Genomic DNA, 12,811 nt, shown 5'->3' with positions numbered 1-12,811 from the left:
CGGGGGCCCCGCCGGACTCGCCTGAGACAAAGCTCCTCCGGCTTCGCCGGAGGAGCTTTGTCAATTGGGGCTCAGACATCGGCCCTCCCCGCGCCGCGCGAAGAACACGGTCTCCTCGGGCCTACGGAGGTCGATGGGGGCGGGGCGCGCGAAGAGCGCGGTCCCTCGGGCCTGCGGAGGCCGACCGGGGGGCCGCGCTACGTCACGGCACGCGGAAGCCGCGGCGCAGGACCGGGAAGACGCCGAGGTAGAGGTCCGAGCTCGCCGCGACCTCCCCGATCGCAGGCCAGTCCAGGTTGGACCGCATGGCGCCGAGCTCGGCGACCTGACCGCGCATGAAGTGGCGATAGAAGTGCACGAAGTCCTCCTCGCCGCCCGAGCCGCCGTAATAGCCGTGCTGCTCGGCGCCGTGCAGGCCCTCGATGCCGTTGTAGAGGTGCAGCTGGTTCTGGTTGTAGGACTCGTAGTTGTGCAGCACCTCGTGGAGGAACGCGGCGTTCAGGAGGTCCGGGCCCACGCCGGTGAAGCTTGTCGAGAACCCGATGTTCGTGCCGTCGAACGCCCACGCGATGTTGCTCACGCGCTCGACCGGGGTGCCGTCGGCCCGGTGCTGCGAGAAGAAGTACACGACCATGTCGTACTGGCTCGCCAGGGAGCCGGTCCCCGCCTCCGCGATGAAGCGCGTGGTGTCCCACCCGTCGTGGTTCTGCTCGATGATCGGCACGTCCTCGATGGTGGGCAGCACCGTGATGGTCCACCTCGCGAGGCCGTAGGACAGCGGCTGGAACCAGCGATCGTTGGTCGCCCAGGCCTGCGCCTCCAGCGCCGTGATGTCGCCTTCGGCGAGCACTCCCGTGTTCGACGGGTCCGGTCCATTCAGCGACGCGACGTGGTTGATGCTGTTCCGGATGGGCAGGATCGCGATGCGCGTCTCCTCCTGGAAAGGCAGCTGCGGGGTCGTCGTGATGTCGACGGCCACGGGCGACGCATCGACGGTCACCTGCTGCTCGAAGAACGAGCCTGTGTAATCGACCGGCGGCAGCTTGCTGCCGGAGCCGACGCCGATGGTGTAGTCGCCCGGCGGCAACGACAGCGTGGTGGGCGTGACCCGCCCGGTGAAGACGTCGTTCACGTACACCTGGCCAGGCACGCCGCTGTTCCCCGTCACCGTCACGGGCTGGAACGCAGGCCGGTCCGGGGTCGCGATCGAGAACGTCCGATCCCACACGATGCCCGTCCGGGCATCCAGGCCGTTGCACACGGCCGCAGGGCACACCTCGCTCACGACAGGCTGATCGTCCACCCAGAGCTCGACGCCGCCGGTCGTCGGCCCGCCGGTGTTGAGGAGCTGAACGCGCAGATCGTTGGCGCCGCTCCCGAACCAGTCGCTCACGTCGATGCGCTGACCGACGCTCGCCTCGCCGAGGTGGAACACCCTGCGCTGGAGGCCGTTCACCGAGACGACGAGCCGGTCATCCACGCCCGAGACGCGCAGCTCGACCGTGGAATCGCCGCCCGGCGGGGTCCCACCCACGAACCGCAGGTGATCGACAAGGTAATCGGCGGTCGAGTACGGGACGTTGAGGACGATCTTGAACGTCAGATCGCTGTAGGTCTGCTGCAGGGCGCTGACGACGTTCGGCGGCACGTCGAACGAGAGCGTGCTGTACGTGCCGGCGGCGAGCTCGTCGAGGCTCACCTGGCCCAGCAAGACGCTGTGGACGCCGCGAGACGGGATATTCACGGTGAGCTGCGCATTGCCGAAGGCGGGCGGCTCCGGCGGCTTCAGGTCGAAGGCCAGCGTCGAGGTCACGCCGGATACGGTCGTGAGCGGCACGGAGCGGAGCTCCGTGAAGGCGAAGTTCCTGAGCGCGAGCGCAGAGGCGCCCTCCGAGGGATCGGCGCTGGCGCTCTTCGTGGCGCCGGCGACGGTCCAGTCCGCAACGCTCTCGAACCCGAGCACCGAGGCCGGATCCGCGAGCCCCTGCTGCACCTGATCGACACGCTGCTCGTCCACCTCGGGCGCCTGCAGGCAGGCGCCGAGCGCGAGCGCACACGAGGTCGTTATCATGAAGCTCAAACGTCGCATCGTTGTTCTCCTTGATGAATCTGGCGACTGTCGTTCGCCTCTGCCCTCCTGGATGCCAGCGATCCAGGCGGCCCTTCGTCGATTCGTACGTTCCCGGGCCGCGCGCCCGACGAGCTCTCGTGTGCTCGCACGGGGTCTTCATCACGACCCTCGTTGATGGACGAACCCGGCGATCCGATGGGGAGGCCCGCAGTCAGGGCGGCGTCGACCGGGGGGTTAAATAGCGAGCTGAATTATTTTATCAATCCGGGTCACGCTATTTGATCACGGACAGCACGATTTCGACTTCACGAATTATTCAGGGTTCTTTACCGATGTTCACAAACCGGATCACGAGACGCCGCCGCCGTGGAGACCGGATCACGAGATGCCGTCATCCTGGAGAGCGGTCGAGAACCACGGTGTTGCGACATGGGACACGACAGCGGGGGGCTTGACTGAACCGGTTAAGTTTCCAAGCGCGCCTCGGGCAGCGCGCTCGGGGGCGGCGGCGCGCCTGACGCGAGGGCGCGCCCGCTCCGGCGCGGCGCGCGCGTCCTGGGGCTACGCTGTGGGGAAAGCCGTGGGGGAGGCCGTGAGGCCCGTGAAGGGGCCGTGGAGGCCCGCGGGGGCTGGGCGGGCCCGGGGGGGGCCGCCCAGAGGGGGCTCAGGCGAGGCCGCTGCGCTGGAGCAGGGCGTCGAGGGTGGGCTCGCGGCCGCGGAAGCTCCTGTAGAGATCCATCGGGTCCTGCGTGTCGCCGAGCGCGAGGATCTGGCTCCGGAACGCGTCGCCCACCTTCCGGCTGAACAGGCCCTCCTCCTGGAAGCGGGAGAAGGCGTCGGCGTCCAGCACCTCGGCCCACTTGTAGGAGTAGTAGCCGGCGGCGTAGCCCACCGGGCTCGAGAAGAGGTGCGAGAAGCCGGCGATCATGGCGTAGCCCTCGGGCAGCGGGACGGGCGAGTAGCGCGCGAGGACCTCGCGCGCGAACTCGACGACGTCGCCGCGCTCGGGGGCCCAGTCCATGTGGAGCGCGAGGTCGATCTCGGCGAAGCCGAGCTGCCGCATCGTCGTGGCGCCGGCGCGGAACGTGCGGGCGGCGCGCATCCGCTGGAGCAGGTCGTCCGGGACCGGCGCGCCCGTCTCGTGGTGGCGCGCGAAGAGGTCGAGCGCCTCGCGCTCCCAGCACCAGTTCTCCATGATCTGCGAGGGGAGCTCGACGAAATCCCAGGCGACGTTGGTGCCGGCGAGGCTCCGGATCGGCACCCGGCTCGAGGCGTGGTGCATCATGTGCCCGAACTCGTGGAACAGCGTCTCGACCTCGCGGTGGTTGAGCAGCGCGGGGCGGCCGCCGACCGGCGGGGTGAAGCTGCCCGCCAGGACCTCGAGGTGCCGCGCGTCCTCGCCGGCCGCGCCCCCGCCCTCGCTCGGCGCGCCCGTGACGAGCCCGTGCATCCAGGCGCCGTCGCGCTTCTGCTCGCGCGGGGCGAAGTCGAGGTAGAAGGCGGCGCTCTGGGCGCCGTCCGCCTCGAGGAGCCTGTAGGCGCGGACGCTCGGGTGCCACGTGGGGGCGTCCTGCCAGGGCGTGATGCGCACGCCGTAGAGGCGGTGGGCGACCTCGAACAGGCCGGAGACGACGCGATCCAGGGGGAAATACGGGCGGAGCGCCTCGTCGTCGAAGTCGTAGCGGGCGCGGCGCAGCTTCTCGGCGTAGTAGGCGACGTCCCACGGCGAGAGCGGCGGCGCGCCAGGGCCCTCGATCTCGCGGCGGAAGGCGGCGAGCTCCTCCTTCTCGCGGGCGAAGACGGGCTCGGTGCGCTCCCGCAGCGTCGCGACGAAGCGGCGCGCCTCGGCGCCCGTCTTGGCCATGCGATCCTCGAGCACGAGATCGGCGAAGGTCGCGTAGCCGAGCAGCGCCGCCTTCTCGCGGCGGAGCTCGAGGATGCGGCGGAGGAGCGGGCGGTTGTCGTGGTCGCCCTCGGTCGCCCGCGTGTTGAAGGCGCGGTAGAAGCGCTCGCGGATCGAGGCGTCGTCGAGGTGCGTGAGGACCGGGATGTAGCTCGGCGCCTGGAGCGTGAAGCGGTAGCCCTTGACGCCCTTGTCCTGCGCGCTCTGGCGGGCGGCCTCGACCGCGCTCGGCGGCAGGCCGGCGAGGCGGGCAGGGTCCTCGACCACGAACTCGAAGGCGTTCGTCGCGTCGAGCACGTTCTGCGAGAAGCGCAGGGTGAGCGTCGCGAGCTCGACGTCGATCTCGGACAGGCGCTTCTTGCCGGGAGGGTCGAGCTCGGCGCCGCTCCGGCGGAAATCGTCGAGGGTCTTCCTGAAGAAGCGGCGCCGCGGGCCGGTCAGCGCCTCGGCCTCGGGCGTGGCCGCGAACGCCTTGAGCGCCCCGTAGACGCCCTCGTTCAAGGCAATGCCGCTCAGGAACTCGCTGACCTCCGGCTGGACGGCGTTGTAGGCGGCGCGCAGCTCGGGCGTGGTGGACGTCGATTCGAGGTGCGAGACGACGTTCATGGCGCGATCGAGCCGATCGGTGACGGCCTCGAGCGCGGCGAGGGTGTTGTCGTAGGTGCGGGGGCCGGGCGCCGCGATGAGGGCCTCGAGCCGGACGCGGGCGTCCGCGAGCAGCGCGCGCACCGCGGCCTCGACGTGCTCGCTCCGGATGCGATCGAACGGGATCTCGAAGCCGAGAGAGAGCAGGGGATTGTCGGTCGCTTCGGTCATGATCGTTCCTGGTTGGGCGTGAGGGGCCGACGGACGGGGCGCGGCGCCGGCTACCCTCGGCCGGGCGGCGCAGCCCTCCTTTGGTAAAGGCGTCCTGGGGGGTTGGCTAGTGGCGGGCGCGCGAAGCCGCCGGAACGCGGCGCAGGGGGCCGGCAGCTGGCGCCGGAATCCAGCGGGCGGCGCTAGGCGCCGAGCCACCGCGCGACGATCGTGGCGAGCACGTCGGACGTCCCCGAATGGATGCTGCCGCCCAGCGCGTCGTCCACGGCGGAGGGGAGGCCGCTCTCCTCGAGGTAGCCGGCGCCGCCGCGGAGCTGGAGATCGTCCAGCGCGAACTGCAAGGCCGAGTCCGCCGTGTGCCACTTGGCCAGCGCGGCCTCGGCCTGGCCGCGCTGGCCCTGGTCGAGCTCCCAGGCGGCGCGGTAGACGAGCAGCCGCGAGGTCTCCAGCCGCAGCTTCATCTGCGCGAGGCGGTGCGCGACGGCCTGGTGGCGCGCGATCGCCTGGCCGCCGATCGCGCGCTCCCGGGCAAAGCGGACGGCCGCGCCGAGGGCGCGCTCCATGGCGCCGAGGCGGAAGGCGAGGATCAGCGCGCGCTCGTAGGTCATCGCGATCTGAAAGACGGCGAGGCCGGCGCCGGCGCGGCCGAGGAGCGCGTCGGGGCCGACCTCGCAGCCGGAGAACGAGACGGGCGCGAGCCGCGCGCCGCGGAGGCCCGCGGTCGCGAGCGGGGCGCCCGGGCGGATGCGCGCCGCGTCGGCCCCCGCCGCGCCGGCGCGAGCGCCCTCTGCGTCCGCCCCGCCCGCGCCGGCGCGGGGGACGAGCAGCGCCGTGAGGCCGCGCGCCGGCGCCGCCCCGGCGCGGCCCTCGCCGCCGTCGCGCGCGATCGCGAAGTACACGTCGGCCCGGTCGGCCCAGGTCACGTACCGCTTCTCGCCGGTGAGCCGGTAGCCGGAGGCGGCGCGGTCGGCCGTGGCCTGCACCGACGCGACGTCCGAGCCGGCGCCGGCCTCGGTGGCCGCGACCGTCGCCATGCAGTCGCCGGTGGCCATCCGCGGCAGCCAGGCGCGCTGCTGCGCGGGCGTGCCCACCCGGGCGAGCAGGAGCGCCACGCCGAAGAGGTGCGCCCCCGCGGCGAGCAGGACGCCGCCGTCGCGCAGCGCCGCGCCGAGGCCCTCGTAGGCGAGCGCCGTCGTGACGAGGTCGAGGCCCTCGCCGCCGAGATCGCGCGCGATCGGCAGGCCGAGGGCGCCTCCCCGGGCGAGGACGCGCATGCGGTCGTCCGGGGCCGCGGCGTCGGCCTCGGCGCCGAGGGCGCGCATGCGGTCGTGGACGGCGCGCTGGGCAGGGGTCCATCCGAAGTCCATCGCTGCTGCGATACCAGAGCGGGCGAGGGGCGGGGAGGACGCGAGGTGGGATGCGGGTGGGATTACGAGGACGGCGCGCGGCGCCCGCGCGCGGCTCAGTAGGGGGGCTGTTGGTTGAAATTCCCGGGAGGATCGTAGTTGCACACCCAGATCTGCCAGGACCCGCCGCCGAACGGCGAGCCGTCCGTGCAATCGGCGACCCCGCAGCCGAGCCGCAGGGAGTCGGCCCAGACCACCTGAGTATAATGGCCGCAGGTGGAGCTGCAGGCGTTGCTCGCAAGGTCGTAGTTGGCCGCCTCGTCGACCCACGCGGCGACGACGTCCTCCGGCGTGGTCGCGGAGCCGCTCGTGGCGTAGAGGTTCTCTCCGTAGCCGGTCTTGCTGTGGCCGAACACGCACCCATCGGCATAGGCCTGGGCCGCCGCGGCGATCTCGGGCGACCACGTGAGCGAGGGGATCGGCAGGTCGGCGGGCGGGTCGACCGCGGCGCGCGCCCTGTTGTGGGCCGCCGTCATCCCGGCCACCGCGGACGGCTCGCCGGCGGCCTGGTTCGCCGTGCCCTCGTCGTCGGACGAGCCGCCGCAAGCGGCCGTCAGGGCGAGCACGAGAGAGAGCCGCGAGAGCCGGGGGAGCGGTGGGCCGAGCGTCATCACGGGGCCATTGTCCTACGGCACGGCCGAGCTCTGCAACCGCTATCCGATGATGGCTAGTTGAAGCCACGACGTGCCGTGTCATGCCGCGTCGAGAGCATCCCTGGACGGCCGCATCCGGGCATTGCACCCGCGCCGAGACGCACATCAACAGATCTCGTCATGCATTGCTGGTTCGCTGACGGGCTTTGCCCTAGGGGTACGTCGAGAGCGGCGACGATTCCGCAGGATGGATCTTGTCAGCCGGGTCGGTTTATGAATTATTGTCGCCCTGCTTCGGAGGCGGCTGCCGCCCGAGCACGAAGGTGAGCGGCCGCCCACATGCGGGGTTTGCCCCTCTCGCGGCGATCGGGCACCGGACGCGCTCCCGACAAAGAACCAAGGAGTTTCCTGATGGATATCCGTGTGACGTGGCGAATCGCGACATTCCCTCTGGTGCTGGCGGGGCTCTCGCTCGTTCCGCTCATGGGGTGTGACAAGGCCGCGGAGCTGCAGAATGACCTCTGCTGTCGCGATTTCACGCCGGGCGCCGATCTCGCCGCGGTGGAGTGGGGGCTCGATGCACAAGCCGAGCTCGATTATGGTGCCTTCATGCAGTCCGTGTCCGACTTCACCGGGGCCGCGGGCGCCATCGTGGCCGACGTCACCAGCGCGTGTCAGGCGATCGCGCTGGATCTCGGCGAGGACGCGGCGACGATCACGGCGACGAAGCCGAGCGAGCGGGCGACGCAGTGGTGTGAGCTCGCCATCGACGCGCTCGGGGACGCGACGGCCGATCTGTCGATCTCCTTCCAGCCGCCGAGCTGCACGGTCGACGCGAGCGTGCAGGCGAACTGCGAGGCGAAGTGCAGCGCCAACGTCGAGTGCCAGCTGACGCCGGGGGAGATCATCGCGCGCTGCGAGGCCGGCGCGCTCTCGGGGCGTTGCGAGGGCTCGTGCGAGGGCACGTGCGAGGGCTCGGCCAACCTGGCCGTCAACTGCGAGGGCACGTGCGAGGGCACGTGCGAGGGCACGTGCGAGGGCGACTGCGCCGCGACGACCGCCGGCGGCGACTGCCGCGGGGAGTGCAAGGGCACCTGCACGGGCCAGTGCCGCGGCTCGTGCTCGTTCGATGCCGGTGTGAACGTGCAGTGCAACGCCGATTGCTCGGGCACGTGCGACGTCGAGTTCAAGGCGCCGAAGTGCAACGCCGAGCTCAAGGGACCGGAGGTCGAGTGCCAGGGGACTGCGGAGTGCGACGGCTCCTGCAAGGCGAGCGCGAGCGCGAAGGCGAGCTGCAAGGAGCCCGCGGTCAACATCGAGGGCGGGACCGACGCCGAGGCGGTGATCGCCACGCTCAAGACGAACCTGCCGCGGCTCCTGGTCGCCGCCCAGGCGCGTGGTCAGCTGCTCCTCGACAGCGCCGAGGCGGTGGTCACGATCGCGCCCAACATCGAGGCCACGGGCAGCGTGAAGGCGGGGGCGTGCATCATCCCGGCCACCAACGCGATCACGCAGGCGGTCGAGAACATCGATGCGAGCCTCACGGCGAGCGCCAACGTGATGGGCAAGCTGGAAATCGCCCCCGCGAGCCCGTGAGCGCGCGCCCGGCGGCGGCGCGGGCCGCGGCCGGGCGGGCATGACCTCCGGAAGCCGGCCGAGGCCGGGCGCCGCGCGCGCTCGCCTCGGCCGTCGCCGTTCGTGCGCCTTGCGCGCAGGCCCTCGCGCCAGGCGGCTCGCGACGGCGCTCGGCTTCCTCCTCGGCCCCTGTCACCGCGGCCCAGCGGCCCTGGCGCGGGCGCGGAACGCCTCCGGCGTCACGCCGGTCCAGCGCCGGAACGCCCGGTGGAACGCGCTCGGCTCCGAGTAGCCGAGCAGGTAGGCCACCTCGCCGATCGCCATGTCGGTCTCCAGGAGCGCCGCCGCGCGGCCGCGCCGGACCTCGTCGAGCAGGGCGTGGGTCGACGTGCCCTCGTCGCCGAGGCGGCGCTGGAGCGTGCGCGGGCTCATCCGCAGGCGCGCCGCGAGCGCGCCCAGGTCGGCCCCCTCGCGCAGCCGCTCGCCGAGGAGCGCCCGCACGCGGTCGGACAGCGCGGGCGGCGCCACGCCGGGCAGGCTCGCCGCGATGACGCGCACCTGGCGCTCCAGGAAGGCGGCGAGCGCCTCGTTCGCGTGCGGCAGCGGCCGGTCCAGGGCCTCGACCGGCATGACCATCTCGGTCTGCGGCGCCCCGAACAGCACCGGCGAGCCGAGCCGCCGCGCCTTCTCCTCCGGATCGCCGTCGGGCGCGTGGCGAAAGCGCACCGCGACCGCCTGGATCGGGTCGCCGCACATGCGCCCGGCGTTCACGAGCACGTCGAACGCGAACATCTCCGCCACCTGGCCGTGGGCCGGCCGATCGGGCCCGAACGGCGCGAAGGTGAGGTGCGCGCAGCGACCGCGGAGCTCCAGGGTATAGCGCTCGCCCTCGTTCCAGAGCTGCTGGTAGCGGAGCATCCGGTGGAACGCCTCGCCGAGGGTGGGGCTGCTCATGGCGAGGAAGCCGAGGGCGTCGAAGTGCTCCGGCTGGAAGCGCCCCGCGAAATCGAGGCCGAGGTGCGGATCGGCGGCGGCCGCGACCGCCTCCTCGACGAGCGCGTAGAACGCCGCGAGCGGCACGCGGGCGTCGGGATCGGCGAGCGCCGCGGCCGGGAGCCCCGCGGCCTCGAGCAGCGCGGCGCGATCCACCCCGCGCTGCGCCGCGTGGTCCGCGAGCTGCGCGGCGGTGCGGGCCCAGATCGTCGGCGCGCGCGCCGGCGCCCGGGCGGCCTGGCGCCGCATGTCAGCCCTTGTGGCGCGCGCGGTCACTGCCCCCTCGCCGAGGGAGCCTCAGGCTTCCGGGCAATCGGAGGAGCACTATGCGAAGGCACGGCATCGAGGAAGGGCGCGGCGGGTTCGTCGAGGGCGCCTGGTACATCATCGCGGACGCGGCCCGGGTGGGCAAGCGGCCGGTCACCGTCGAGCGGTTCGGGACGCGCCTCGTGCTGTTCCGGGACGAGCGCGGCGCCCTGGTCGCGGCGCGGGCGCGCTGCCCGCACCGCGGCGCGGACCTCGGCCTGGGGCGGGTCGTGGACGGGACGATCGAGTGCCCGTACCACGGCTTCCGGTTCGCCTCGGACGGGCGCTGCGTGGCGATCCCGTGCGAGGGGCGCGGAGCGATCGCGCGCGGCGCGGCCGACGCGCTCGCGCTGACCCGCTACGAGGTGCGCGAGCACCGGGGCTTCGTGTGGCTCTTCTGGGGCGAGCGACCGGCGGAGCTGCCGCCGGTGCCCTGGTTCGAGGGGCTGCCGGCCGACGAGCGGCACGCCCACACGGCGTCGATGGACTGGGACGTGCCGTTCGCGCGCGCGATGGAGGGGATGCTCGACATTCACCACCTGCCGTTCGCGCACCGGCCCTGGGTGCCCGGCGTCGGCGCGCTGCTCGATCCCTATGACGTCCGCGTGGAGGGCGACGTCATCCACGCCGTGGGGGTGCTCCGCCACGATGACGGGGAGCCGTGGGATGGCCGCCGGGGGTTGAAGTTCGAGCTGGAGGTGCGCTTCCCGGGCCTGCTGCGCCTGTCGTTCGGGAAGGTGGTGGAGGGCCTGGCGGGGTGCGCGCCGATCGACGCGGGGCGGACGGCGATCGTGGGGCGGTACTATCTGCCGATCCCGGTGATCGGGCGGCTCCTGGCGAGGCTCGGGATGCTGATGGAGTTCCGGCTGATCCAGCCGGGCGACGAGCGGATGCTCGCGTCGTCGGAGCCGCGCGACGCGGACCTGGACGCGTGCCGCTTCGTGCGTGCGGATGCGGGGATCCTCGCGTGGCACAAGATGCGTCGGGCGCGGCTGAAGGCTCCGCGCGAGGGGGAGCCGCGCCGGCTGCCGGTGGAGCCGGGGTGAGGCGTCGCGGCGCCGGTGGGGACGACGGGAGCGCGAGGCGGCGCGCGCGGCCGCGCGGCGCGTCAGCCGCGGATCGAGGCGAGGGTGTGGACGACGATCCGCAGATCGTCGATGTCGAGCGGCTTGTCGAGCACCGCGTCGGCGCCCAGGCGGTAGGCTTCGGCGTGGGTCTCCGGGTCGCCGAACGCGGTGATGAGGACGACGGGCGTCGCCCAGTCGTCGCGGCGCAGCCCGGCGAGCAGCTCGAGGCCGCTCCTGCCCGGCATCCGGATGTCGCTCACCACGACGTCGACCGGGGCGCCGTTGCCGGAGACCAGCGCGGCGCCCATCAGCTCGAGGAGGTGGTTGGCGTCGCGCGCCTCCAGGACCTCGTAACCGTCGCGGCGGAGGGCGGTGGCGAGCAGCAGCCGCAGCTCCCTGTCGTCCTCCGCCAGGAGCACGCGGACGGGCGCGGCGACGAGGCGGACGCTCGGCTGGGGTTCGGGGGTCGCACTCGGGGACCAGGCATGTTCGCGGAGCTGCTGGGGGATCATCGGGTTCTCCTTATGACCGCTCCTCATTGCAGGCAGCGTGCCGCCGGCGGCCGCCCGAACCGACCCGGGTCGCCCGAACCGACCCGGGTTGAGGTGGCCGAGGTGGCCTCGCCGGTCGCCCCCGGGGCGGGGCGTCCTTCCCCGCCGGGGTATTCCTCCGCGCCTCAGCCGCCCTTCGCCGGCACGAGGGGCGGCTCCCACCGATCGAGCTTGCGGTGCAGCGTCTTCCGGTCGAGCCCGAGGATCCGCGCCGCCAGCGTCTTGTTCCCGCCCGCCGCCTCGAGCACCCGCAGGATGTACCGGCGCTCCACCTCCTCGAGCGGCACGAGCTCCGACGGATCGTCCCCCGCCACGAGGACGTGCGACGGCCGGTGCTCCCGGATCTTCGCCGGCAGATCGTCCACCGTGATCTCCTGGTATCGCGTGAGCGCCACCGCCCGCTCGATGCAGTTCTGGATCTCCCGCACGTTGCCCGGCCACGAGTACGCGAGCAGCCGCTCGGCCGCCGCCGGCGACAGGCCCACCACCTCCTTGCCCGCGCGCGCGGCGAAGTCCTCCAGGAAGCGCTGCGCGAGCAGCAGCACGTCGCTGCCCCGCGCCCGCACCGGCGGCAGCTCCACGTGGAGCACGTTGACCCGGTAGTACAGGTCCTCCCGGAACCGGCGCTCCTCGACGGCCGCGTCCAGATCGCGGTTCGTCGCCGCCACGATGCGCGCGTCGAAGGGCACCTCGGCGTTCCCGCCCACCGGCCGCACCCGGCGCTCCTGCAGGGCGCGGAGCAGCTTCGGCTGCACCGAGAGCGGCAGCTCCCCGATCTCGTCGAGGAGCAGCGTCCCGCCGTTCGCCTCCACGAACAGCCCCGGGCGCGACGCGCGCGCGTCGGTGAACGCGCCCCGCACGTGCCCGAAGAGCTCGCTCTCGATCAGCGACTCCGGCACCGCCGTGCAGTTGATCGCCACGAACGGCCCCCCCTTGCGGCGGCTCCGCTCGTGCAGCGCCCGCGCGACGACCTCCTTGCCCGTCCCGCTCTCGCCCGTGATGAGCACCGTCGCCTCCGCGTCGGCGATGCGCTCGATCAGGTCCTGCACCCCCCGCATCGCGGCGCTCCGGCCGACGAGGTCCGGCGACGCCCCGGGCGCGGCCACTGCGCGGCGCAGCCGCCGCACCTCGGCCTTGAGGGCGTGGTGCGCGATCGCCCGCTCCAGCGCCAGCGCCAGCGCCTCGATGTCGACCGGCTTGGTCACGTAGTCGTACGCGCCCGCGCGGATCGCCTCCACCGCGGTCTCGATGCTGCCGAAGGCGGTGATCACCACCACCGGCAGGTCCGGCCGGATCTCGGCCGCCCGGCGGCAGACCGCGATCCCGTCCATGCCGCGCATGTTCAGGTCGGTCAGGAGGACGTCGAAGCGCTCATCCTCCTCGATCAGCGAGAGCGCCTCCGCCGGTGAGGTCCGCGTGGTCGCCTCGACGCCCCGCGAGCGGAGGTCCGCCGCGAGCCACGCGCACATCGCCTCGTCGTCGTCGATGATCAGCGCTCGCCTTCCCATGTCTCCTCGATGAATCGCGTAG

Annotated in this window: 9 protein-coding genes; 2 read left to right on the top strand and 7 right to left on the bottom strand. The window is 72.8% G+C overall.

The features are described from left to right. Nucleotides 1-202: 202 nt before the first annotated feature. The 4 genes from WMF36_RS36735 to WMF36_RS36720 form a co-directional block, all read right to left on the bottom strand. On the bottom strand, nucleotides 203-2,089 hold the full coding sequence (locus WMF36_RS36735) for a hypothetical protein (RefSeq protein ID WP_437575478.1): 1,887 nt from the start codon (nucleotides 2,087-2,089) through the stop codon (nucleotides 203-205). 646 nt (nucleotides 2,090-2,735) lie between these two features. After that, entirely contained in the window at nucleotides 2,736-4,790 is a 2,055-nt protein-coding gene (locus WMF36_RS36730) for a M3 family metallopeptidase (RefSeq protein WP_437575477.1), read from the bottom strand. A gap of 182 nt (nucleotides 4,791-4,972) precedes the next feature. Then, a complete protein-coding gene (locus WMF36_RS36725; RefSeq protein ID WP_437575476.1) occupies nucleotides 4,973-6,157 on the bottom strand; it encodes an acyl-CoA dehydrogenase family protein in 1,185 nt (394 codons plus the stop codon). A gap of 95 nt (nucleotides 6,158-6,252) precedes the next feature. Then, a complete protein-coding gene (locus tag WMF36_RS36720; protein WP_437582000.1) occupies nucleotides 6,253-6,807 on the bottom strand; it encodes a CAP domain-containing protein in 555 nt (184 codons plus the stop codon). Nucleotides 6,808-7,200: 393 nt separating this feature from the next. On the opposite strand from WMF36_RS36720, the gene WMF36_RS36715 reads away from it, so the two are divergent. Further along, nucleotides 7,201-8,385: a hypothetical protein gene (locus WMF36_RS36715; RefSeq protein ID WP_437575475.1), complete on the top strand. Its 1,185-nt coding sequence runs from the start codon at nucleotides 7,201-7,203 to the stop codon at nucleotides 8,383-8,385. Between the two features lie 171 nt (nucleotides 8,386-8,556). On the opposite strand, the gene WMF36_RS36710 is transcribed toward WMF36_RS36715, so the two are convergent. Next, on the bottom strand, nucleotides 8,557-9,606 hold the full coding sequence (locus WMF36_RS36710; RefSeq protein WP_437575474.1) for an AraC family transcriptional regulator ligand-binding domain-containing protein: 1,050 nt from the start codon (nucleotides 9,604-9,606) through the stop codon (nucleotides 8,557-8,559). 77 nt (nucleotides 9,607-9,683) lie between these two features. On the opposite strand from WMF36_RS36710, the gene WMF36_RS36705 reads away from it, so the two are divergent. Beyond that, complete coding sequence (locus WMF36_RS36705) at nucleotides 9,684-10,709, top strand: Rieske 2Fe-2S domain-containing protein (protein ID WP_437575473.1); 1,026 nt, start codon at nucleotides 9,684-9,686, stop codon at nucleotides 10,707-10,709. Between the two features lie 62 nt (nucleotides 10,710-10,771). Here the strand turns inward: WMF36_RS36705 and WMF36_RS36700 are convergent, their stop codons facing one another. Together WMF36_RS36700 and WMF36_RS36695 are read right to left on the bottom strand one after the other, a co-directional pair. Further along, entirely contained in the window at nucleotides 10,772-11,242 is a 471-nt protein-coding gene (locus WMF36_RS36700; protein WP_437575472.1) for a response regulator, read from the bottom strand. A 164-nt stretch (nucleotides 11,243-11,406) separates the two neighbouring features. Next, on the bottom strand, nucleotides 11,407-12,789 hold the full coding sequence (locus WMF36_RS36695) for a sigma-54-dependent transcriptional regulator (protein WP_437575470.1): 1,383 nt from the start codon (nucleotides 12,787-12,789) through the stop codon (nucleotides 11,407-11,409). Nucleotides 12,790-12,811 lie beyond the last annotated feature (22 nt).

Source organism: Sorangium sp. So ce887 (genome assembly GCF_051521455.1).
GTDB lineage: Bacteria > Myxococcota_A > Polyangia > Polyangiales > Polyangiaceae > Sorangium.
This window is presented reverse-complemented; position numbering and strand designations above follow the sequence as displayed.